This window comes from Streptomyces sp. NBC_00236 (assembly GCF_036195045.1).
Taxonomy (GTDB): domain Bacteria; phylum Actinomycetota; class Actinomycetes; order Streptomycetales; family Streptomycetaceae; genus Streptomyces.
This window is the reverse complement of the sequence record NZ_CP108100.1, coordinates 3,417,055-3,439,864: the sequence shown is the minus strand read 5'-3', so window position 1 is coordinate 3,439,864 and position 22,810 is coordinate 3,417,055. Positions and strand designations below refer to the sequence as shown.

15 protein-coding genes are annotated in these 22,810 nt (G+C 71.4%); 12 read left to right on the top strand and 3 right to left on the bottom strand.

Going from position 1 to position 22,810, the window contains the following annotated elements:
- Together OG446_RS15320 and OG446_RS15315 are read right to left on the bottom strand one after the other, a co-directional pair.
- On the bottom strand, nt 1-951 hold the full coding sequence (locus OG446_RS15320; RefSeq protein ID WP_328894571.1) for an alpha/beta hydrolase: 951 nt from the start codon (nt 949-951) through the stop codon (nt 1-3).
- A 46-nt stretch (nt 952-997) separates the two neighbouring features.
- Complete coding sequence (locus tag OG446_RS15315) at nt 998-1,642, bottom strand: TetR/AcrR family transcriptional regulator (RefSeq protein ID WP_328894570.1); 645 nt, start codon at nt 1,640-1,642, stop codon at nt 998-1,000.
- Nucleotides 1,643-1,786: 144 nt separating this feature from the next.
- Here OG446_RS15315 and OG446_RS15310 point away from each other — a divergent pair, with 144 nt between their 5' ends.
- Together OG446_RS15310 and OG446_RS15305 are read left to right on the top strand one after the other, a co-directional pair.
- Entirely contained in the window at nt 1,787-2,866 is a 1,080-nt protein-coding gene (locus OG446_RS15310) for an alpha-hydroxy acid oxidase (RefSeq protein ID WP_328894569.1), read from the top strand.
- Nucleotides 2,867-3,273: 407 nt separating this feature from the next.
- A complete protein-coding gene (locus tag OG446_RS15305; RefSeq protein ID WP_328894568.1) occupies nt 3,274-4,578 on the top strand; it encodes a class I adenylate-forming enzyme family protein in 1,305 nt (434 codons plus the stop codon).
- A gap of 5 nt (nt 4,579-4,583) precedes the next feature.
- Here OG446_RS15305 and OG446_RS15300 read toward each other — a convergent pair whose 3' ends face one another.
- Nucleotides 4,584-5,252, bottom strand: a complete 669-nt coding sequence (locus tag OG446_RS15300; RefSeq protein WP_328894567.1) for a 4'-phosphopantetheinyl transferase family protein — start codon at nt 5,250-5,252, stop codon at nt 4,584-4,586.
- Between the two features lie 17 nt (nt 5,253-5,269).
- Here OG446_RS15300 and OG446_RS15295 point away from each other — a divergent pair, with 17 nt between their 5' ends.
- The 10 genes from OG446_RS15295 (at nt 5,270) to OG446_RS15250 (ending at nt 22,810) form a co-directional block, all read left to right on the top strand.
- Entirely contained in the window at nt 5,270-5,533 is a 264-nt protein-coding gene (locus OG446_RS15295) for an acyl carrier protein (RefSeq protein ID WP_326661071.1), read from the top strand.
- 338 nt (nt 5,534-5,871) lie between these two features.
- Entirely contained in the window at nt 5,872-7,521 is a 1,650-nt protein-coding gene (locus tag OG446_RS15290) for a class I adenylate-forming enzyme family protein (protein WP_328894566.1), read from the top strand.
- Nucleotides 7,518-8,783, top strand: a complete 1,266-nt coding sequence (locus OG446_RS15285) for a beta-ketoacyl-[acyl-carrier-protein] synthase family protein (protein WP_328894565.1) — start codon at nt 7,518-7,520, stop codon at nt 8,781-8,783. Before OG446_RS15290 ends, OG446_RS15285 begins: the two co-directional genes overlap by 4 nt.
- A 17-nt stretch (nt 8,784-8,800) precedes the next feature.
- Nucleotides 8,801-9,865, top strand: coding sequence for a 4-hydroxyphenylpyruvate dioxygenase (gene hppD / locus OG446_RS15280; RefSeq protein WP_328894564.1), 1,065 nt, complete (start codon nt 8,801-8,803; stop codon nt 9,863-9,865).
- 137 nt (nt 9,866-10,002) lie between these two features.
- Complete coding sequence (locus tag OG446_RS15275; protein ID WP_328894563.1) at nt 10,003-10,920, top strand: phytanoyl-CoA dioxygenase family protein; 918 nt, start codon at nt 10,003-10,005, stop codon at nt 10,918-10,920.
- Entirely contained in the window at nt 10,920-11,816 is an 897-nt protein-coding gene (locus OG446_RS15270; RefSeq protein WP_328894562.1) for a prephenate dehydrogenase, read from the top strand. Before OG446_RS15275 ends, OG446_RS15270 begins: the two co-directional genes overlap by 1 nt.
- Nucleotides 11,817-11,927: 111 nt before the next feature.
- Nucleotides 11,928-12,788, top strand: a complete 861-nt coding sequence (locus tag OG446_RS15265; protein ID WP_328894561.1) for an alpha/beta hydrolase — start codon at nt 11,928-11,930, stop codon at nt 12,786-12,788.
- Nucleotides 12,789-12,897: 109 nt separating this feature from the next.
- Nucleotides 12,898-14,349 carry a DHA2 family efflux MFS transporter permease subunit gene (locus tag OG446_RS15260; RefSeq protein ID WP_328894560.1) on the top strand — a complete coding sequence of 484 codons (1,452 nt, stop codon included), beginning with the start codon at nt 12,898-12,900 and terminating at the stop codon, nt 14,347-14,349.
- A gap of 119 nt (nt 14,350-14,468) precedes the next feature.
- Nucleotides 14,469-15,461 carry an acyl-ACP desaturase gene (locus OG446_RS15255; protein ID WP_328894559.1) on the top strand — a complete coding sequence of 331 codons (993 nt, stop codon included), beginning with the start codon at nt 14,469-14,471 and terminating at the stop codon, nt 15,459-15,461.
- A gap of 41 nt (nt 15,462-15,502) precedes the next feature.
- A complete protein-coding gene (locus OG446_RS15250) occupies nt 15,503-22,810 on the top strand; it encodes a non-ribosomal peptide synthetase (protein WP_328894558.1) in 7,308 nt (2,435 codons plus the stop codon).

The window sequence follows — 22,810 nt, the reverse complement described above, 5'->3', positions numbered from 1 at the left end:
TCAGCCTCCCGTCGGGGCGTCGGCGAAGGCCCTGCGCAGGTAGGCGGCGGCCTGTCCGATGGCGCGGCGTCCCGCGTCCAGGCTGCCGGCCATGGCGAAGAAGCCGTGGGCCATGCCCGGGTAGCGGGTCGACTCGACGAGGACGCCGGAGTCGCGCAGCCGCGCGGCGTACTGCTCGCCCTCGTCGCGCAGCGGGTCGTACTCGGCGGTGATCACCAGAGCGGGCGGCAGACCCGAGTGGTCGGGTGCCCGCAGCGGTGAGACGAGGGGGTGGGCGCCGTCCTCGGGGGAAGCGAGGTAGTTGTCCCAGTACCACTGCACGGACTTGTCGTTGAAGAGCAGCGGGTCGGTGTTCTCCCGGCGCGAGAGGGTGTCCGCGAGGTGGTCCGTGTTGGGGTAGACGAGCAGCTGGGCCAGCAGGTCCGGGCCCTGCGCGTCCTTGGCCATCAGGGTCACCGCGGCGGCGAGGTTGCCTCCCGCGCTGTCGCCGCCGACGGCCACGCGGGTGGTGTCGCCGCCGAACCGGCCGCCGTGCTCGACGGCCCAGCGCACCCCAGCGAAGCAGTCGTCGGGGGCTGCGGGGAAGGTGTGCTCCGGTGCGAGCCGGTAGCCCACCGCGATGGTGAGGCAGCCGGCGGCGTTGGCCAGGCTCCGGCAGATCGCGTCACTGGTCTCGATGGATCCCAGCGTCCAGCCGCCGCCGAAGAAGTAGACGAGGATGGGCAACGGGCCCTCGCCGGCGGGGCGGTAGATCCGGACGGGAAGCGGCCCGGCCGGACCGGGTATCGACTCGTCGATCACCTCCCGCACCGGTTCGGGGGTGCCCGCGTCGGCCTGGATGGCGGCGAGGTCGGCTGCCCGGGCCTCGTCGAGCGTCATCGTGTAGAGCGGCCGGACGCCCTGCGCCGCGCGCTGGTCGTACAGGGCCTGGAGCTGTGGGTCGAATGGCATGGTGCCTCCGGGACATGGTTCACGGTCCGCGGGACCGCGGACGGTGTCAGGGTCTGTCGGGCAGCAGCGAGGGGTCCGTCGTCACGCCGTGCAGGCGGGTCAGGATGCCGTTGGCTGCCCTGCTGTAACAGGCGAAGTTGTTGTGCAGTACGGATTCGGCGTTGGCCATCTCCAGGAGCGCGACGAGCTCGAAGGCGAGCTGGGGAATGTCCGTGTCGTCCCGGACCTCGCCCACCTGCCGGGCGTCGTCGATCGTCTGCTCGACGAAGGAGAACCAGTTGCTGTGTGCTGCGGCGACCGTGTCATGCACCCTGCCCTCGCGGGCGTCGTACTCGGCCGAGACCGAGTAGAAGAAGCAGCCTCCGGGAAAGACGCGCTGCTCCGAGTAGGTGAGCCACCTGCGGCAGAGCAGCAGGAGCCGGCCGAGACCCGCGGGCAGTTCGCGGGTCGGCTGCACCACGTGCTCGATGAGGACCTTGATGGCGGCGTGCACGGTGGCGACCTGCAGCTCCTCCTTCGAGCCGAACAGGGCGAACACCCCGCTCTTGCTCAGCTTCAGTTCATTGGCCAGTCGTCCCAGGGACAGCCCTTCGAGACCTTCGACCGATGCGATGCCGACGGCGTGCTGCAGGATCAACTGCCGTGTCTGGTTGCCGCGTTCGATCCGTCCATCGGGGCGCGCCAGAGTCACGCGACACCTCCTCATCTCCCCTGCGGGGGTCACATCCCCGTGCGGCGGGCCCGCCCACTGTACTAAGTGGACGACCGTGCGGTCATTGTGCAAGAGTACATTTACCGTACGGCCGTGCGGTTAGTTGTAACGGGGGGATGCAGAGTGGCGGCGTTGGCGTTACGCGACTACGAGGCTTCGGCCAGGGAGCGACTGTCCGGCCCGGTGTGGGACTTCCTGGAGGGTGGCAGCGGCACCGAGTCGATGCTGTCCGCGGGGCGTGACGCGCTCGACCGGCTGCGGCTGCGCCCCCGGTGCCTCGTCGATGTCTCGGCGTGCGAGCCCGGAACGACGCTGCTCGGGGCGCGGTTGGCGGCTCCGCTGGGCATCGCGCCCGTGGCCTACCATCAACTCGCGCATCCCGAGGGCGAGGTGGCGACCGCACGTGCCGCCGGCGCCGTGGGGGCGCTCTTCACGGTCAGCATGTTCGCCAGCCGCAGCATCGAGGACATCGCGGCGGCGGCGACCGGCCCGCTCTGGTTGCAGCTCTACTGGCTGAAGCGGCGCGCGCTGCTGGTCGACCTGATCCGGCGCGCGGAGGACGCGGGCTATCGGGCGCTGGTGCTCACGGTCGACGCTCCGCTGGTGGCGCATCGCCCGAGGGACGCGCGGAACGGTTTCGCCGTTCCGGCGGGAATTCGTGCGGTGAACGTAGACTCTTCCGTGATGTCCGTCTCGTACGAGGCGGAGGCGGGGGAGTCCGCTATCGCGCGGCATTCGAAGGAACAATTTGATCCTTCTATTACCTGGGCGGATCTTGAATGGCTCCGTGAGCGCACCTCGCTGCCCGTGGTATTGAAGGGTGTCCTCTCGGGCGAGGACGCCGGCCGGGCCGTCGAGTGTGGAATCGACGGGATTGTCGTCTCGAACCACGGTGGGCGGCAGTTGGACTTTGCGCAACCTGCCGCCGACGCCCTCCCGGAGATCGCCGAAGCCGTCGGGGGGCGCTGTCAGATCGTCCTGGACGGGGCGGTTCGGTATGGCGCCGATATCGCGAAGGGTCTGTGCCTGGGGGCGGACGCCGTCTTCGTCGGGCGACCGGCTATCTGGGGACTTGCGCATTCCGGAAGTGACGGGGTCGAGTCCGTTCTCCGGACTCTGATGGACGAGTTCTCCGAGGTCATGGCGCTGATGGGCGCCCCCCGGGTCGGCGATTTCCAGGGTTCGGGAATTGTTCGTCACTGAACCGGTTTGAGCCGGTCCGAATCACACGCATATGGCGATCACGTCGAACCCCATTCATTTATTGTTCATCAATGAATGGGGACTTTCGGCGTACCCGGAAAGGGCTTTCCGGGGCCGTGACCGGGCTACCCATGAGTATTAATTCACATCAGGCTTTGCTTGATTACTCACTGGTAATCCGCAAGCATGAATGTGTCGCCGAGGAAATGCGGTGGCACCGCACGTCCGCTATGCCGATGGACAGAGTCGTCCGATCGCAAGTCGGGTCGTTCCGCAATCTGTGATAGGTGGGGATTCCTGTGGGGGGAACGGTGCCCAGCGGGCCCGTTTGCGCCGAGGGCGCCTGGGTCGATGAAATATTACTTCAGGGGGATGGGCGGGATATCGCCCTCCATCTGGGTGAACCCGTGAGCCGGGCGGAGCTTCGGCGGCTGGTCGAGGAGCAGCAGCAGCGCCTCGAAGCGGCCGGCCTGGTCGCCGGAGGCACCGTCGCCGTACGGCTGCCGCCCTCGCTCGGCTGTATCGTCGCGATGCTTTCCGGGTGGCGTGCCGGCGCCCAAGTGGTTCTGCTCGACTACCGGTTGACGACGCATGAAGTCGGCAAGGCGGTCGCCCGTCTGGCGCCGCAGCTGGTCGTCGAGCCGGTTACCGACGTCAGCGGGACACTGCGCGGATTCTTCGAGGTCGACACCCGTGTCACCCCGCTGCGCGGTGGCCGGCCGGCCGCCACGGATCATGTGCTGCTGCAGCTGAGTTCGGGCTCCACCGGACCGTCCAAGGTCATCGGCCGAACCGCCGGCAGTCTCCTCGCGGAGATCGACCGGTACGGACGGCTGGAGGGATTCCCGCGCCGGGGCGAACGCACCGTGGTGCTGGCCTCGATCGTCCATGTGCTCGGCCTGGTCGGCGGGTTGCTCTACGGACTCGCCAGCGGAACGCAGGTCGTGCTGCCCAGGCGGCAGACCGTCGACGGCATCCTCAAGGCCGTCGCGGCGGGCAGCGAGCCGACGACCGTCCTCGGCGTCCCGTCCCAGGCGGCCGTGCTCGCCGCGGCGCAGACGCCGCCACAACTGCCCCAGCTGCGGCGCATGATCACCGGAGGCGAGCTGGTCAAGACGGCTGTCCGGGACCGGTTCACCCAGGGCTACGGCGCCGAACTGGGCGTCATGTACGGCATGACCGAGGTCGGCGTCATCGCCACGGACCTCACCGGGGCCACCCGTCCCGGGCTGACTCCGGCGCCCGGTGTGCGGGTACGGGTCGAGGACGGCGAGATCCTGCTCGGCCTGCCGGCCACACCGTACGTCGGACTGACCGACCCGAGCCGGTACGTGGACGGCTGGCTGCGCACCAAGGACGCGGGGAGCTTCGACGAGGCGACGGGCCTGCTGACGGTCCATGGCCGGCTCGACTCCCAGGTGTCCATCGGCGGACTCAAGGTGGACCTCTCCGAGATCGAGGCGTCCATCTCCGCGCTGCCCGGCGTCACCGATGCCGTGGTCGTGCACGGCACCGGGATCGAGGCGTTCGTGACGGTCACCGAGCAGGCCGCGTTCGACGGCCTCGCCGCCTGTCTCGCGACCCGCCTGGCGCCGTACAAGCGGCCGCGCTCGCTCAACCTGCTGCCGGAACTCCCGCGCACCGCGACGGGGAAGCCGGTGCGGAACACCGAGATCCTCCGAGCCGCCGTACGGTCGGCGGCCGCTGTGTGACCAGGTCAGCTGTACGCGACGGGGGAGACCTGATGAACCCTGAGATGTACGGCACCGGGGCGCGGCCCGCTCCCGGTGCCACCGTGCCGGGCGACACCGATGACAAGGCGTCCGCCCCCGACGACGGCGGCCGCGGACGTGATCCCCGGATCGCCGGGCAGCGGCCGCAGTACCGGCGGTCCACCCGCGACGGGAGGCCAGGGCTCCGGCAGCGGAACCCGGCGGCTCATGCCTCCCCGGCGCAGCCCCCGGCCGAGCGCCTTGCCGACCGACTCCTTCTGCGTCCACAACCACAGGAAGGCGGCTGACCGGTCCTCCTCGGGCAGACCCGCCACCCAGGCCGCCTCGACCGGGGCGAGCCAGGCCCGCGCCATCGCCTCGGCCCGTAGCCGGCGGACGACTTCCACATCCACACCCACAGGGGACCCGCCGGTCAGTGCGACGGCCAGTGCCCCGCGCGCATGAGTGACGCTGACCCGCAGCGCCCCGCCGGCGCCGCCGAGAACCGGGCGGCCGTCCTCCCTGTGCGTCAACCAGAGCTCGGATAGCGGGACATCGAGCATGTCGGCTGCGGTCCGCACCAGCAAGGTGTGCGCCTTCCGACGCTCGTCCCCATCCGTGGTGCACCACAGCACCGTCACCGTGTCCGGGGCCAGTCCCGGGTGCATGTCCATGAAGAGGAGTCAATCAAATGTCCACTGAGGTCGAGAAGTTCATCATCGAGGCCCTGGCGAACATGAACTACGACGTTTCGGATGTCACCGGCGACACCCCGCTGGGCCCGGCCGGGCTGGACCTGGAGTCGCTCTCCGTCGCCGAGGTCGCCATCCAGGTCGAGGACACGTACGGCGTGAAGTTCGAAGAGGACGAGATGGAGACCGTCGCGCTGCTGACGGTCGCCGGCCTGGTCAAGGAGATCGTCGACCGGGTGTCCGCCGCCGCCGCGGCCAAGTGAGTCCACGGCCGGTCCCGGCGCGGGAGCCGATCCCTCCCTGCCCGCTCGCCTCCGGGCACGGGTGGGAGGGGGCGGCACGGGATCGGCAGGCGCGGCAGCAGGGCGCGGGCTAGCCCACCCAGGGCCTCTCGTTCGGATCAGGCCGGGCTCCCGGGCCCCGGCACGCGCATCTGCCGCGTTGCCGTCGGTCGCCCATGCTCCGCAGCGACTCCCTCCTCCGCCTTGCAGCCGCACGCACCGGAACCCGCTCCCGTAGCCGGCCACACCCGAACGAAAGTCCCCGTCCCGCAGCGCGTCGTACGCGAAGAGTCCGATTCAGAAAGTGGAGACACCGAGGAATGAATCCGAAGAACGAGCGCGTGGAATTCGCGGCCGATCAGAGGCTGGGCGTCGGCAACGTCGTGACCACACTCCTTGAGCGGGGCACCGGCCTCGACGCGCCGACCCTGACCTTCGACACCGATGTGGACGGGCACCCGGCCTGGCAGGCCCTGTCGCTGGCCGAGCTGGGCGACCGGGTGGCGGCCCGGGCGGCCGCGCTGCACGCACTCGGCATCAAGCCCAGGGACCCGGTCGCGGTCTTCGTGACGACCGCCGCCGACCAGGTGCTCAGCTATCTGGCGCTGGCGCGCCTCGGCGCGATCCCCGCCCTCGTCAACGGCAGGGTGCCCGCCGAGCTCGCCGTCGAGTACATCAAGCGGCTGCGCGCGGTCGGCGTCATCGCCGACACCGCGCACGGGGACGCACTGTCGTCGGCCGGGTCCACGACCCCGCTGCTCGCGGACCCGGCCGACCTCGGCAAGGGCGACCCGAGCGCGGCCCCGAAGCCCTACCGGCACCACGGCAGCGAGCCCGTCGTCATCACCCACTCCTCCGGAACCACGGGCCTGCCCAAGGCGGTGACCCACACCCACCACAGCCTCTTCGCGGCCATCCGGCACCGTCTGACGCTGCCCAAGGGCCAGGGTGTCGACCGGATGCTGGGCGTCCTCCCGTCCGCACACGCGGCCACGGTCATCGCCGTGAACCTGGCGCTGACCAACCGTGCCCAGCTGGCCGTCCTGTCGCAGCAGACCGCGGGTCCGGTACTCGACGCCATCGAGTCCTGGCAGCCGCACAGCGTGCTGGGCTTCGCCACCACCTGGTCCGAACTGGCCGGCATCGACCTGTCGGCGCGCAAGCTGGACTCCGTCAGCACCTGGTGGAACACCGGTGACTGCGCGCACGAGGCGCACATCCGCAAGCTCATCGCCGTGGGCAGCCGGGAGTCCGTCACCTCGCAGGGCCGCGTCCGCCGCCCCGGTTCGTTCTTCGTGGACGGTCTCGGCTCCTCGGAGATGGGGCACTCCCAGTTCTTCATCACCCACACGTCCGACACCGCCCGGTACGGACGGTGCATCGGCAAGCCGCACGCCTTCTCCGAGGTGGCGGTCATCGATGACGACGGCGAGAAGCTCGGCACCGGACAGGTCGGTCAGCTCGTCATCAACGCGCCCACGCTGTCGCCCGGTTACTGGAACGACTCCGTGACCACCTACCGCACCCGCCGGGACGGCTACTTCCTGACCGGCGACCTCGTCTTCCGGGACGGGGAGGGGTACTACTACCACGTCGACCGCGCGGTGGACGCCGTGGACCTCGGTGAGGGCAGGAAGCTCTTCACGATGCTCTGCGAGGAGCAGGTCCTCGCGCAGTGCGAGGACGTGCGCGAGTGCACCGTCGTCGCCCTGCGGACGGAGGGCCGGGTCGTCACCTCCGTCCTGCTGATCCTCGACCCGGCGGCGGACCAGGAGGCCGACCGGACCGAGGAGGTGCTCGCCGCCCTCGAACCCCATGTCGGCCGCACCGTCGAACGTGTGGTGGTCGTCAGCCCGGAGAGCATTCCGCTCGGGACCACCGGGAAGGTCCGCAAGATCCTGCTGCGCCAGCGCTTCCTCGACGGTGAGCTTCTCGGTACCGAGAAGAGCGCTGAGCAGGTGGGCGTATGAACGGGCGCACCACGGAGTCGGCCGCCGTCATCACGGGCATCGGCACCTTCAGCTCGCTCGGCCGCGGCGCGGCGGACACCTTCGACGCGCTGTGCCACGGCAAGTCCGGCCTGGTCAGGCCGCCGGCGGGGCACCTCCTCGACGGAACCGTTGACGTGGCCGGCATCGCGCCGGACATCGCGGCCGGTGAGGTGCTGCCGCCGAGCGAGGGCCGGCTCGTCGACCGCTACGCCCTGATGGCCCTGGCCGCGGCGGACGACGCGATGGCCGATGCGGGCCTGGTCGTCGGGCGCGATGCCGACCCGCACCGGGTCGCGGTGATCATCTCCAGCGGGGCGGGCGGTCTGACCACGTACGAGGCGCAGGCGCTGGCGCGTGCGGAGCGCGGCCCGACCGCGGTCAGCCCCTATCTGCTCCCGGGCATGCTGCCGAACATGGCGGCCGCCCGGATCGCCATCAAGTACGGGATACGTGGCTGGAGTTCGGCCATCGCGACGGCGTGCGCCGCCGGTGCCCACGCGGTGGCGGAGGCGGCGCGGCTGATCCGGTACGGCGAGGCGGACGTGGTGGTCTGCGGCGGCTCCGAGGCCCCGCTCAACCCCACCTCCGCGCTGGCGTTCGCGCACGCCCGGGCGCTGTCCCACGACTGGGACGACCCGGAGGCGGCCAGCCGCCCCTTCGACCGGCGCCGCAACGGGTTCGTGCTGGCCGAGGGCGCGGGCGTGCTCGTCGTCGAGCGTGCCGGGCACGCGGAGGCACGCGGTGCGGCGGGCTATGCCGATCTCCTCGGCTGGGGCGCCACCACCGACGCGTACCGGCCGACGGCACCGCGCCCCGACGGTGAGGGCGCCGCGATGAGCATGCGCGGCGCGCTCGCCACGGCCGGGCTCGGCCCGCAGGACATCGGCTACATCAACGCGCACGGCACGGCGACCAAGCTGGGCGACATCGCCGAGACGAAGGCCGTGCACGCCGTCTTCGGGGACCGCTCCCCGGCCGTCAGCAGTACGAAGTCGATGACGGGCCATCTGCTGGGCGGTTCCGGCGCGCTGGAGGCGGCCGTCTGCGCGCTGGCGATCTCGCAGGGCCGGATGCCGCCGACGCACAACCTCGACGAGGTGGACCCGGCCTGCGATCTGGACCATGTGCGCGGCGAGGCCAGGCAGCAGCGGATCGAGGCCGCGATCTCGAACTCGTTCGCCTTCGGCGGCCACAACGTCAGCCTCCTGCTCGGTGCGGCGAGCACCCCCAAGAAGCGCTAGAGGAAAGGGAACAACGCGTGAACATCGGAGCCGTGGACCATATCGAGTTCTACGTAGGGGACGCCCAGCAGTCGGCGTTCTACCTCTGCACCGCGTTCGGATTCCGTGTGTGCGGCCAGGCCGGTCCCGAGACGGGGCAGGCCGGCCGGCGCTCCCTGCTGCTGAAGCAGGGAGGCATCAAGGTCGTGCTGACCTCCGCGCTGAGCGCGGAGCACCCGGCGGCGGCCTATGTGGCGCAGCACGGTGACGGCGTGGCCAACATCGCGTTCGAGGTGACCGATGCCGCCAAGGCGTTCGCGCTCGCCGTCGAGCGGGGCGCCGTCGCGGTCGAGGAGCCGAGGACGCACAGCAGGGACGGTGCCGAGGTCGTCACCGCGTCCGTGCTCGGCTTCGGCGACGTCGCCCACCGGTTCGTGCAGCGCACCGGGGACCCGGAGCAGTTCATGCCCGGTGAGATGGACATCATCGCCGAGGACCCGGACGAGGGCGCGCACCTGCTGAGCACGGTGGACCATGCGGCGATATGCCTGCCGGTCGGCCAGCTGCGTCCCACGGTCGCCTTCTACGAGAAGGTCTTCGGCTTCAGCCAGATCTTCGAGGAGTTCATCGAGGTCGGGGAGCAGGCCATGGACTCCATGGTGGTGCAGAGCCCCTCGGGGAAGGTCACCTTCACCCTCATCGAGCCGGTGGCGGACCGCAAGCCCGGCCAGATCGACGGTTTCCTGGAACGTCACAACGGTGCCGGTGTGCAGCACCTCGCCCTGCTCACCGACGACATCGTGGCGACCGTGCCGGCGCTGGAGGACCGCGGGGTCAAGTTCCTCGGGACGCCCGACGCCTACTACAGCGAGCTGGAGGAGCGCCTCGGCAGCCCGGACCTGAGGATCGAGGACCTCAGGCGCACCAACGTCCTGGTCGACCAGGACCACTGGGGCCAGGTCTTCCAGATCTTCACGCAGTCCGTGTACGTGCGGAAGACCTTCTTCTGGGAGGTCATCGACCGGCACGGTGCCCGCACCTTCGGCAGCGGCAACATCAAGGCCCTCTACGAAGCGGTCGCCCGCGAGAAGGCGACCGCCTGACCTACGGGGCCTCTCGTCCGCATCATGCCGGGCTCGCGGGATCCGGCCTGATCCGAACGGAAGACCCAGGCGTGGTCTGCCGCGCGCAGAGCCGCCACTCCCGAACGAATTCGTCTCACTTGTACCGAAGGAAGACCGTGACTGTTCAGGACGCCTCTCTGTTCACCCTGACCGAGGAGGAGCGGGAGCTCCTTCCCTCCGACGAAGACGTCGCCTTCTACGCCGAGCACGGCTGGTACCTCTCGAAGAAGCTCTTCACCGACGAGGAAGTGGATCTCCTCGAGTCGGCCAGTGAGCGCTTCTACGCCGGCCACCGCGACCGCACGCTGCCGGTGCGCCCGTCCAAGCTGGCGTACTGGGAGCCGGAGCACGGCGATGTGCAGCGGCACAACGACTACATCCACTACGAGGACGACACGATAGGCCGCATCCTGCGCAAGCCACTGCTCGGTGCCGTGGCCGCGCGGCTCGCCGAGGCCGAGGAGATCCGGGTCTTCCAGTCCACCCTGATCTTCAAGCCGCCGGTCGCGGAGGAGCAGTCGAACATCGTGCCCTGGCACTTCGACCGTCACTACTGGGCCACGTCGACGTCCGAGCGGATGCTGACCGCGTTCATCCCCTTCCACGACTGCGGCGAGGAGATGGGCACGATCACGATGGTGGACGGCAGTCACCGCTGGAAGGAGACAGCCGACAACGATGCCACGTCGCTGCACTTCGCCGAGCGCGACCGCAGCGAGCTCGACCTCATGCTGGAGGAGAACGCCCAGTACAACGGCGTCGAGGTGAAGAAGATCCCCGTGCACATCCCGAAGGGGCACGTGAACTTCCACCACTGCCGGACCTACCACGGCAGCGGTCCGAACGTCAGCGACCGTCCGCGCCGCGCCATCTCGTTCCACCTGCAGGACGGCGAGAACCGCTACCGCAGTTTCCTCCGCTCGGACGGCACCCAGGTCGCGTACAACCACGACGAGCTGGTGCGCAGGACCGCGGAAGGCACGCCCGACTACAGCGACCCGGAGTATCTGCCGGTGTTGTGGAGCAGCCGCTGATGCGCAGTGCCGCAGTGGTCGGAACCGGCCTGATCGGTACGTCGATAGCCCTGGCCCTGCGGGGCCGGGGCGTGGCCACCTACCTCATCGACCAGGACCCGGAGGCGGCCCGCACCGCCGCCGGTCTCGGCGCGGGCCTGGTGGCCGTTCCGCCGGTGCCGGTGGACCTGGCGATCCTCGCGGTTCCTCCGCAGCACGTGGCCTCGGCGCTGCGTGAGCACCAACTGCGGGACCTGGCGCATGACTTCACCGATGTGGCGAGCGTCAAGGCCGGGCCGCAGGAGGAGGCGGCGAAGCTGGGCTGCGACCTGAGCCGCTATGTGGGCGGGCATCCCATGGCCGGGCGCGAGCGGTCGGGTCCGCTCGCGTCCCAGGCCGACCTCTTCCAGGGCAAGCCCTGGGTGGTCACGCCGGGCCCGGGTGCCCGGCGGCAGGCGGTCGAGCGGGTGACGGAACTCGCCGAACTCTGCGGTGCCCGCCCGGTGGTGATGAGCCATGCTGAGCACGACCGGGCGGTGGCTCTCATCTCGCACACCCCTCACATGGTGGCGAGTCTGCTGGCCGCCCGTCTGCTTGACGGGGACGAGTCCCAACTCCAGCTCGCCGGGCAGGGGTTGCGGGACGTGATCCGGATCGCCGCGGGGGACGCCGAGCTGTGGACCGACATCCTCGGCTCCAACGCGACGGCCGTCGCCGACGTCCTCGCGGAGCTCGCCCTGGATCTCCGCGAGGTCGTGGACGCCCTGCGCGACCTGGGCGCGGCCGCTCCGGAGCGGCACCTCACCGGCAGGGCGCACCTGACCACGGCCCTGGCCCGCGGCGTGCAGGGCCATGGCCGGATCCCGGCGCGGACGCCGGGCGGGATGCGACTGAGCAGTGCGGCCGCGGGCAAGTGAGGCGCGGTCACCCCGTGGGCCGGGTGGTGGGCCCGCAACGACTTCCGATCCAGTGGAGAGACCGACCATGACCTGCCGACCGTTCGACGTCCGCCTCGCCGGGGCCGGCGCATGACCCGCGGGGCGCCGGCCGCGGGTGCCGTGCTGAACGCCCTGTCCGGGCCGGCTCCCGGTCTGGCGGGCCGTGCGGTCTTCTCCCTCTTCTGTCATCCGGTCCGGCGCGGCAAGGTGCTGCCCCGCGAGCAGGCCGTTCACGAGCGGGCGGGGACCGAGGAACTGACCGTCGGCGGGCAGCGGGTGCGGGTCTATCGCTGGGGCGACGGCGAACGCCCCGTCCTGATGCTGCACGGGTGGCAGTCGAGGGCCTCCCGGTACGCCGGCTTCGTGCCGCGGCTGCGGGAACTGGGCCTGACGCCCGTCTCCTTCGACGCCCCGGGGCACGGGGAGTCGGGGGGCCGGGGTGCGACGATCCTCGAGTACCGCGAGATCATCCGCCGGCTCCAGGACGAGTACGGCGCCTTCCACTCGGTGATCGCCCATTCGCTCGGCGCCACCAGCGTGCTCCTCGCGCTGCGGGGCGGCACCGAGGCGGGCCGGCTGGTCACGGTCGCCGCGGTGAAGGACTTCGGCCACTTCCCGGACAAGTTCGCGGAGATCCTGGGGCTCCGGCCCCGGCTGCGGCAGGACCTGCGCGACCGGATCGAGCACCGGCTGTTCGCGGAGGTGCCCCGTCCGTGGGAGTTCTTCGACGCCACCCGCAGGCCCGACGAGATCAAGGTGCCGATGCGGATCATCCACGACGAGGACGACGAGATGGTCCCGGTCGAGCAGGCGTACGCGCTCAAGGCGGCGTACGGGGACCGGGCGGAGCTGGTCATCACCGCGGGGCTCGGGCACCGCAAGGTCCTCGGTGAAGCGGCGGTCATCGACTCCGCGATGGACTTCATCGCCCGTCCGGTGCCGGGGGAGTGACCGCTTCGGACCCGCGCCCGCCGTCGTATCGGCCTTTTAAATGCACGCACGGTCGTTTAGTTTTATCCCTGGGTCCAACGTCGTGGACCCCTTGACGAAGGGACCACGCATGACCACCGCTTCACCGCAGTCACCCGGGGCGGGCCGGGCTGACGTCGCGGCGTCGGCCGGGGAACAGGCGCCGCAGGGCTCAGCGGAGGCATCGGCCGCCTCGAAGCTGGCGCTGTTCGTCGCGTCCGGGGCGACCTTCCTCGCGGTCCTCGACACCACGGTCGTGAACATCGCGTTCTCCGACCTGCGCGTCGACTTCCCCGACGCCTCGCTGTCCCAGCTGACCTGGGTCGTCACGTCGTACACGGTCGTGTTCGCGGCACTCCTCGCCGTCGCGGGCCGGGTCGCCGACGTCATCGGACGCAAGCGGCTCTTCCTCTGGTCCACGGTCCTGTTCACCCTCGCCTCCGTGCTGAGCGGGTTCGCCACCGGGGTGCCGATGCTCGTCGGCGCCCGTGCGCTCCAGGGCGTGGCGGCGGCCGGAATGATTCCCTCGGCGCTCGGTCTGGTGCTCCAGCACACCCCCGCGGCCCGCCGCCAGGTCGCCGTCGGTGTCTGGGGAGCGGTCGGCAGCATGGCCGCGGCCGTGGGGCCGAGCCTCGGCGGTCTGCTGGTGGACGTGTGGGGCTGGCGCAGCGTCTTCCTGATCAACCTGCCGATCGGGCTGGCCATCGTGGCGATCTCGGCGCGGCTCGCGGGTGATGCGCCGAGCGGCCGCAGGCTGCCCGACCCGGTCGGCACCCTCGCCCTCGCCCTGGGCATCGGCGGCGTCGTCTTCGGTGTGACCCAGGGAACGGACTGGGGCTGGGGCAGCGGACGGGTCCTCGCCCTGCTGGGCGGCGGCGCCGTACTGGTGCTGGTGGCCCTGCTGCTCTCCCGCCGGCACCCCGCGCCCGCCATCGAGTGGGACCTGTGGCGCAACCGTGCCTTCGCCGCCACCAACGTCTCCTCACTGCTCTTCGGTGCGGCCATGTACTCCTACCTCCTCGGCTCCCTGCTCTTCCTCAACGCCGTGTGGGGGTACTCGGAGTTGAAGGCCGGCCTGGCCGTCACGCCGGGGGCCTTCAGCGCCGCGGTCGGCGCCCTGGTGGTGGGGCGCCGGGTCGCACCCCGGGCCCAGTGGGCCGCGGTGGCCGTGGGCGCCGGGCTCTTCGGCGTCTCGTGCGCGGCGATGTACCTGCTGCTCGGCACGGAGCGGCAGTACGCGGCGGTCTGGCTGCCCATCGGAGTCGTGGCCGGTGTCGGCATCGGCGCGGCCCTGACCGCCATCTCGAACGCGGCCACCGCCTCGCTGGAGCCGCAGCGCTTCGCCTCCGGTACCGGACTCCTCATGACGACCCGCCAGATCGGCGGTGCGCTCGGCATCGCCGCCCTCGCGGCCATCCTCGAACGCCACAACGTCCTGGACGACCAGGGCTATCTGCAGGTGTTCCTCGCGTGCGCCATCGGGTCCGTCGCGGCCGCGGTGGTCGCGCCGGTGATCCGGGCGAGGTCCCAGCGGCCCTCGTAGGGCACAGCTCCACGGAACCCCGGCAGGGATCCGCAGCGGTGGGCCCGCACGGGCCCACCGTCTGCCCCCCGGGCCCGCCCGACCTCCTTCCCTTCCTGACGAGACGAACAGAGAGCGCAATGCCACCCAGCGACCTTTCAGGCCGTCCCGACCCTTCGGACCGTTCCGCAGCACGGGCCGAGAGCTCCCTGCTGGCCGAGCTCCAGCCCGTGGTGGAAAGCAACCTCCACCGCCACCTCGACGTCGCCAAGGAGTGGTTCCCGCACGAGTACATCCCGTGGGGCCAAGGCCGGGACTTCGAGGGCCCGCTCGGCGGTGAGGCATGGACCCAGGACGAGGCGAAGCTCCCGGAGGTGGCCCGTACCTCGCTCGTGGTCAACCTCCTGACCGAGGACAACCTGCCGGGCTACCACTTCGCGGTGGCCGAGTTCGGCAGGGACGGGGCCTGGGGCAACTGGGTCAACCGCTGGACGGCCGAAGAGGCCCGGCACGGCATCGCCCTGCGCGACTACCTCCTCGCCACCCGGGCCGTCGACCCCAGGGCCCTGGAGCGGGCCCGGATGGCACACATGTCGGCGGGATACGACCGCCCCGACGGCTTCAGCGCCCTGCACGCGATCGCGTACGCCTCCTTCCAGGAGCTCGCCACCCGGATCTCGCACCGCAACACCGGCCATGTGAGCGCCGATCCGGTCTGCGACGCACTGCTCGCCCGGATCGCGGCGGACGAGAACCTGCACATGGTCTTCTACCGGAACCTGGTCGACGCCGCGTTCGAGCTCGCTCCCGACCGGGCGATGGAGGCCGTACGCGATGTCGTGACCGGGTTCGAGATGCCCGGCTCGACGATCAGGGACTTCGGGCGCAAGTCCGCGGAGATCGCCATCGCGGGCATCTACGACCTGCGGCTGCACCACGACAGCGTGGTGATGCCGATCCTGCGCAATCTGCGCGTGTTCGAGCGGGACGGGTTCGGCCCGGCCGGCGACGCGGCACGCGAGGAACTCGCCGCGTTCGTGGCCCGGCTGGACAGCCAGGCCACGTCCTTCACGGACCGGCGCGAAGGCATCCGGGCCGCACGGGCCAAGCGAGCGGCGGCCGTCGCTGCCTGACGGAGAAGATCCGGGACCGGTCGCGCCCGGAAGAAGCCGGTGTGCCCAGCGCGGCACCCGCTCAAGACCAGGGGGAAGTCATCAGTACCGAGAACGTGCGGCTGTCGCCGTATCAGCGTGACATCTGGCTCGCGGAGTCCCGGACGCCGGGCACCCCGCAGTTCAACGGGGCCGTCTTCGAACGGTTCACGGGCGCCATCGACGGCGAGCTGCTGAGGGCGTGCTTCACCCGGGCCCTGGAGCGGCACGACGCCTTCCGGCTCAGATTCGACGAGTTCGACGGCGTTCCACGGCAGTGGATGGCCGAGGCGCTGACCGACGACGCCGCGCCCGCGGTCGACCTGGTCGACCTCTCCGCCGCACCCGACCCGGCCGCGGCGTGCCGGGCCTGGCGCGAGCAGGCCATGGCCACCCCGTTCGAGCTGCGGCGCCGCAGGCTCTTCCGCGCGGTCCTGCTGCGGGAGAGCGCGGACGCGCTCCAGCTGTTCCTGATGGGGCACCATCTGCTCGTCGACGGACGGGGCGCGGAGATCCTGCACACCGAGGTGATGGAGGACTACGCCCGCCGCTCCCGCGGCCAGGAACCCCGCGACCGGGGCGCCGCCCCGTCGGTGCTCACCGCGGTCACCGGCCGGGACGCCTACTTCGGCTCCCCGGAGCAGGAGGACGACCGGGCCTTCCACCGCGCCGAACTCGCTGCTGCGGAACCCCGATTCTTCGCCCGGCGCACCCAGGACGGTGTGCCCGCCACCGGACTCCACACGTTCACCCTGCCGGGAGCGGTGGCCGACCGCATCAAGGAGAGCGGCAGCACCCCCTTCGCCTTCTTCGCCGCCGCGCTCGGCACCTGGCTCGCCCGGGTGCACCGCACCGAGCAGGCCGTGATCGGTGTGCCGCTGCTCAACCGGCGCAGCAGGACGGAGCTGACCGCGGTCGCGCAGTACGCCAACACGCTGCCCCTGCGCATCGAGGTCCCCGACGGGAAGTCCCTGGCCGGGATCGCCACCGACGTCCAGGAGGCGGTGGGCCTGCTGCAGCAGCACCAGCGGCTGCCGATCGGGGACGTTCTGCGTGAGCTGCCCGCCGACGGCTCCCGGCAGCGCCGGCTCTTCGACGTCACGCTGACCTACATGACCCTGCGCAAGCCGCTGGACCTGGACGGCGTGGTACGCGGGGGAGCGGCGTTCACCGCGCCTCCGCACGACGACGAGGCGCTGGTCGTGAGCGTCGTGGGCACCCGGGGCCGGTCCGAGCTCCAGGTCGAACTGCGGTACGCCACCGATGTGTTCGACGCCGATCTGCCCGTCTCGTCCCTCGTCGAGCACCTCACCTCGCTGATCGCCCACGGGCTCGACAAGCCCGAACGGCCCGCCGGCGAACTGCTGATGCTCAGCGAGCGCGAGCAGGACCGGATCCAGGACTTCACCCGCGGCCCGCGCATCCCGTTCGCCGACGACACGACCCTGCACGCACTGTTCGAGGAGCAGGCCGCCCGGTATCCCGGCAGGGCCGCCGTGCACGGAGCGGAGGGCCGGGACGTGCTCGGCTACGCCGAGCTCGACGCCCGGGCCAACCAGGTGGCGCGGTCACTGCGGGCGCGGGGGATACGCGTCGGCCACCGGGTCGCCGTGCTGATGGAGCGCGGCCCCCGGATGCTCGCCGCCGTCCTCGGCATCCTCAAGTCGGGTGCGGCATACGTTCCGGTGGACCCGGGACATCCCGCGCGGCGTATCGCCTTCGTCCTGGAGGACAGCGCGGCCAGGGCCGTCGTGACGGACTCGGCGGACAGCGGGGTGCCGGTGCCCGAGGGCACCGAGGTGTGCCCGGTCGGCGAACTGCTGCAAGGCCCGGCGGACGCGGTGCGGGCCGGGGCAGGCGCCCGCGACCTCGCCTACGTCATCTACACCTCGGGGTCGACGGGCCGGCCCAAGGGCGTGATGGTCGAGCACCGGTCGGTGGTGAACCGCCTGGCGTGGATGCAGCGGGCGTTCCCGCTCGGCGCGGACGACGTCCTGCTGCAGAAGACGCCCGTCTCGTTCGACGTATCGGTGTGGGAGCTGTTCTGGTGGGCCGTCGAAGGAGCCTCGGTGGCGCTGCTGCCGCCGGACGGCGAGAAGGACCCGCGGCAGATCCTGCACACGATCGAACAGCGACAGGTCACCGTCGCACACTTCGTGCCCTCGATGCTGGGCCCCTTCCTCGACCTGATCGAGGAGTCGGACCGGCTGCGCGCGCGGGCCGGTTCGCTGCGCCACGTCTTCTGCAGCGGCGAGGCCCTGACCCCCCGCCACGTGGAACGGTTCCACCGGGTCTTCGGTGCCGCAGGCGCACCCGTCCTGGTCAATCTGTACGGGCCCACCGAAGCCACCGTCGACGTCTCCGCGCAGATCTGCCCCGCGCCGGACGGGCAGGCCGCCGGGCGGGTCCCCATCGGGCGGCCGATCGACAACATCGAGCTGCACGTCCTGGACCGGGGCGGCGAGCCGCAGCCCGTGGGCGTGCCGGGTGAGCTGTGCATCGGCGGTGTCGGCCTGGCCCGCGGGTACCTCGGCCGGCCCGAGCTGACCCGGGAGAAGTTCGTCGACGCGCCGTTCGTCGACGGCGGCCGGATGTACCGCACCGGCGACCTCGCCCGCTGGCTGGGCGACGGCACCCTGGAGTACCTCGGCCGCATCGACGGGCAGGTGAAGATACGCGGCAACCGCATCGAGCCGGGCGAGGTCCAGGACGCGCTGGCTCGCGTTCCCGGCGTGCGGTACGCCGCCGTCACGGACCACACGGAGCCGGGGCGCGGCACGTTCCTGGTCGGCCACTACGTGTCCGAGAGCGAACTGGAGACGGCGTTCCTGCGCGGCCGGCTGGCCGAGGAACTCCCCGAGGTCATGATCCCGGGGCGGTTCCGGCGGATCGACGCGCTCCCTCTGACGCCCAACGGCAAGCTGGACCGGAGCAGGCTCACCGCCCCGGACGCCGAGCCTGCCGGGGAGCCGGGCGCGGCACCCCGCAACGGCACCGAGGCGGTGCTCGCCGCCGTCTGGGCCGAGGTGCTCGGGCTGCGGCAGGTCGGGATCCACGACGACTACTACGCCCTCGGCGGCGACTCCCTCCTGATGCTCCGCATCCGCGCGCTGGCCGAACGGCAGGGCATCCACTTCTCCCTGAGCGACCTCGTGCACAACCCGACGGTGGCCGCCCTCGCGGCGCACACCACGGAGGAGTCCCGGCCCGCGGACGGCCTGGCCCCCTTCGCGCTCGTCCCGCACGTGGACCGGGCGCGCCTCGGGGACGCGACCGACGCCTGGCCGCTGACCCGGCTGCAACTGGGGCTCGTCTACCACAGCCGCCGGGACGAGCGCTCCGCCGTCTACCACGACGTCTTCCGGTACCGCCTGGCCATGCAGTGGGACGAGGCACGCTTCCAGGACGCCTTCGCGCGTCTGGTCGCCCGCCATCCCGCGCTGCGTTCCTCGTTCGACCTCGGCGGGCTCACCGAGCCGCTGCAGATCGTGCACACGAGCGCGCCGGGGGGCCTGGAGATCGCCGACCTGCGGGGGCACGGGGACGCCGACGCGGAGGCGGAGATCCGCCGGCACATCGAGGAACGGCGGTTCCACCCGTACGCGTTCGGCCGGCCGCCGCTCTACTTCTTCCGCGCCCATGTGCGCGACGACGCCGTCGACCTGGTCCTCAGCTTCCACCACGCGCTGCTCGACGGAGGCAGCGTCGCGAACCTGCTGCGGGAGCTCCTCCAGGACTATCTGCACACGCTCGGCGCGGACATCGCCCCGGTCCAGGACGGTGTACCGCCCACCGCGGCCCACCATGTGCGGGGTGAGCGCGAGGCGCAGGCGGACCCCGCCGCCCGCGCGTACTGGCAGCAGCGCCTGGCGGGAGCGGAGGTGCTCCGGCTCGACGGCTTCGCACCGTCCGAAGCGCCGCGCGGCGAGGCACAGGTGGTGCATCAGCTGGTGCTGCCCGACGGGCTGACCCGGCAGGCCCGCTCCCTGGCCAGGGAACACGCGCTACCGCTGAAGTCCGTGCTGCTGGCCGCGCACTGCCTGACGCTGCGGCTGTACTCCGGGCTCGACGACTTCACCACCGGCGTGATCACGCACGGACGGCCGGAGTACGCCGACGCCGAACGCATGGTGGGCCTCTTCCTCAACACCGTCCCGGTACGCCTCGGTGCCGACGGCGCCGGGGGCAGCCTGCTCGATGTCGTCCGGGAGCTCCACCGGCAGGAGACCGAGGGCCGGGCCCATCAGCGCTACCCGCTGAGCGCCATGCAGGCGGACCACGGCGGCCCGGTCCTGCACACCGCGTTCAACTACGTGCACTTCCATGTGCTCTCCGACGTGCTGCGTCTTCCCGACGTACGCCTGGAGGAGTTCACGACCTGGGAGGAGACCGACTTCCAGCTCCTGGTCAACGCCTTCCTGCACCCGCAGGACGGCACGATCGGACTGCGCATCGACGGTGACGGCCGCACCATCACCCCGGCCCAGGCAGAACTGTTCGGGGAGACCTACACCGAGGTGCTGCGCCGTCTCGTCACCGGACCGGGGGAGCCGCCCGGCTCCGCCTTCCCCGCCGGCACGCGGCAGAGCGCCACCCCCACCGCCGACGCGTTCACCGACGACGTCGTACGGCTCTTCGACCAGCAGGCCGACCTGACCCCCGACGCACCCGCCGTCACCACGGGCGAGCGCACCTGGACCTACCGCGAACTGCGGGCGTCCACCGAGCGGGTGGCCCGCCGGCTGACCGCTCTCGGCGCCCGCCCCGGCGCCCGGATCGGCATCGCGATGGACCGTTCACCGGAGACCGTCGCCGCCATCCTCGGCACCGCCAGGGCCGGCGCCGCCTGCGTGCCGCTGGACACCGCCTACCCCGAGGCGCGGATCGCCGCGATGGTGGAGCAGGCCGAGCCGTTCCGGATCATCGCGCGCACGGCGGACGCCGCACTCCTGCCGGACCCGCACCTGCTGCTGGCCGCGGAGTCGCTCTTCGGCCCGGAGCCGGCAGCCGCGGCGGGCGGGCGGCCGAGCGCGCTGCCGGACGCCATCGGCCCCGACAGCACCGCGTACATCCTGTTCACCTCGGGCTCCACGGGCCGGCCCAAGGGTGTGGTGATGCCCCACCGCTCCCTGGCCGCCCTGACCGGCTGGCAGATCCGGGCAGAGAGCGCGTCCGCCGGCCGGACCACCGTGCAGTACGCGCCGCTCAGCTTCGACGTCTCCTTCCAGGAGATCTACTCCACGCTCTGCGCGGGCGGCACGCTGCGCCTGGTCACGGAGGAGGAACGGCGCGACATGCCGGCGTTGCTGCGCCTGCTCGACGAGGCCGGCGTCGAAAGGATCTTCCTGCCGTACGTGGCGCTGCAGCAGCTGGCCGAGGCGTCCGGCGCCCTCGGCATCGTCCCGCGAGCTCTGCGCGTGATCGTCTCCTCCGGCGAGCAGCTGAGGGTCACGGACGAGATCCGGGCCCTCGTGGCCGCGCTGCCGGGAGCGATCCTGGAGAACCAGTACGGCCCCACCGAGTCGCACGTGGTGACCCGCCACACCATGACCGGGGACCCGGCCGGCTTCCCGTCGATCGTCCCGATCGGCACCCCCGTCCCCGGCGCGGAGGTCCGGGTCCTCGACCCGCTGGGCCGCCCCGTCCCGACGGGCGTGAAGGGCGAGCTGTACCTGTCCGGACCGGCGCTCGCCGACGGCTATCTCGGGGCCGCGGCACAGACCGCCGAACGGTTCGTGCGCCTGGACGGTCCCGACGGCGGGATCACCGCCTACCGGACCGGTGACCTGGGCCGCGTCCTGCCCGGCGGCGTCCTCGCCTACGCGGGCCGGGCCGACACCCAGGTGAAGATCCGCGGCTACCGGGTCGAGCCCGCCGAGGCGGAGGTCGCTCTGATCGGCCTCGCGGCACGCCATCCGGGCATCGACGTCCAGCAGGCCGCGGTGGTCGCCCGGAGCGGGACGGACGGGCGCACCGCACTGGTGGCCTTCCTCTCCGGCGACGCCGAGCGGACCGACCTGGACGTCCTGCGCACCGAACTGCGCGCGGTTCTGCCCGAGTTCATGGTCCCGCAGCACTTCGAGTGGCTCGACGCGCTGCCACTGACCCCGAGCGGCAAGCGTGACGACAAGGCACTGCGGGCCCGGCCACTGACCCGGGCGACCACCGGGGACGGCGACGAGCCCCGGGACGCGTACGAAAGAACCCTGGCGGAGATGCTCGGTGAACTCCTCGGCCTCGAACGGATCGGTATCCATGACGACATCTTCACGCTGGGCGCCACCTCCCTCACCACGATGCGGCTCGTCGTGCTGATCGAGCAGCGGTACGGGGTCCCGATCCCGATATCCGCCTTCATCACGGCACCGACGGTGGCGGCCGTGGCCGGGCTGCTGCGGAAGGGCGGAGCCACGCTCGCTTTCGACCCGCTGGTGCCGATCCGCCGCGCCGGCAACAGACCGCCGGTCTTCCTGGTGCACCCCATGGGCGGCAACGTGCTCTGCTACGTACCCTTCGCCCGCCATCTTCCCGACGACCAGCCGCTGTACGCCTTCCAGGCGTCCGGCGGCGACCTGGGCACCGAGCCCCTGCGCACGATGCGGGCGATCGCCGCGCACTATGTCGCCGCCATGCGCCGGGTCAGGCCCGAGGGCCCCTACGTCATCGGCGGCTGGTCCTTCGGCGGCTTCGTGGCCTTCGAGATGGCGCGACAGCTGCGGGCCGCCGGACAGGAGGTCAGCCGGGTGATCCTCCTGGACACGGTTGCCCTCGGACCGGCGGATCAGCACAGGGCGTTCACCGACGAGGCGCTGCTCGGCTGGTTCTTCTGGGAACTGCTACTGCTGGGCCGTGGCGGCGACTCGCCCCTGGAGGCCATTCCCGCCGAACTCACCACCCTTGAGGAGAAGTTCGACTTCATCGCCCAAGTCGCCGCCGACGAGGGCGTCCTGCCCGCCGACGGCGGGGGCTCGCTCGTCGGGCGCCTCTTCGGGGTGTACGAGGCCAACTGGCGCGCGACACAGCACTACCGGCCCGGACCGGTGGCGGACGACGTCACCCTGATCCGGGCCGTGGAGCCGCTGCCGCAGGTCCTGCACGCGATGCACGGCGCGGGCAGCACACAGCACAAGGACCCTGCCAACGGGTGGCACACCATGACCACCGGCCGGGTCGAGGTCATTCAGGTGCCGGGCGACCACCTCTCCCTCATGGAGGAGCCGTACGTGGCCGAAGTCGCCCGCATAGTCGGCGAGCTGGCGCGAACCGAGGGTGACGGCGATCCGCACCCCGCAGGCCCGCCCGCTCCCCGCACCGCAGAGAAGGGACACTGA

What these genes read in the sequence shown, in the direction of transcription:
- OG446_RS15320 (WP_328894571.1), bottom strand. Translation starts at nt 951, where the DNA reads ATGCCATTCGACCCACAGCTCCAGGCCCTGTACGACCAGCGCGCGGCG.
- OG446_RS15300 (WP_328894567.1), bottom strand. Translation starts at nt 5,252, where the DNA reads ATGGACATGCACCCGGGACTGGCCCCGGACACGGTGACGGTGCTGTGG.
- OG446_RS15295 (WP_326661071.1), top strand. Translation starts at nt 5,270, where the DNA reads ATGTCCACTGAGGTCGAGAAGTTCATCATCGAGGCCCTGGCGAACATG.
- OG446_RS15290 (WP_328894566.1), top strand. Translation starts at nt 5,872, where the DNA reads ATGAATCCGAAGAACGAGCGCGTGGAATTCGCGGCCGATCAGAGGCTG.
- OG446_RS15285 (WP_328894565.1), top strand. Translation starts at nt 7,518, where the DNA reads ATGAACGGGCGCACCACGGAGTCGGCCGCCGTCATCACGGGCATCGGC.
- OG446_RS15270 (WP_328894562.1), top strand. Translation starts at nt 10,920, where the DNA reads ATGCGCAGTGCCGCAGTGGTCGGAACCGGCCTGATCGGTACGTCGATA.
- OG446_RS15265 (WP_328894561.1), top strand. Translation starts at nt 11,928, where the DNA reads ATGACCCGCGGGGCGCCGGCCGCGGGTGCCGTGCTGAACGCCCTGTCC.
- OG446_RS15260 (WP_328894560.1), top strand. Translation starts at nt 12,898, where the DNA reads ATGACCACCGCTTCACCGCAGTCACCCGGGGCGGGCCGGGCTGACGTC.
- OG446_RS15255 (WP_328894559.1), top strand. Translation starts at nt 14,469, where the DNA reads ATGCCACCCAGCGACCTTTCAGGCCGTCCCGACCCTTCGGACCGTTCC.